This window comes from Rhizobium sp. SVR5-9E (assembly GCF_056755095.1).
The window spans coordinates 1-265 of sequence record NZ_JBNDHS010000460.1; the positions used below are offsets into that span (position 1 = coordinate 1).

At 47.2% G+C, this 265-nt stretch carries 1 protein-coding gene; it reads left to right on the top strand.

Annotation, left to right across the window (positions count from 1 at the left end):
• Positions 1 to 265, top strand: a 265-nt coding sequence (locus ACPYOJ_RS35620) for a serine aminopeptidase domain-containing protein (RefSeq protein ID WP_481420426.1), incomplete at both ends; no start/stop codon positions are given.

Consider the following 265-nt stretch of genomic DNA (forward strand, 5'->3'; position numbering starts at 1 on the left):
GTCGGACGGCATTACGGTTCAGGATGTAAAATTTGAAAGTCAGGGGATCACTCTTGCAGGATCAATAGTAAAACCCGAAAAGCCATTCGCAGCGGTGGTCATCGTTCATGGGTCCGATCCGGTAAAAAGAGAAATGGAGTTTGCAAAACGTCTTGCTAAAGAAGGCATTGCTGTACTCACTTATGACAAACGCGGCGTAGGTGAATCTGGTGGTGTGTATGTGGGACCATCCGTTGGCACCAATAATATCGACACGGCTAATCTC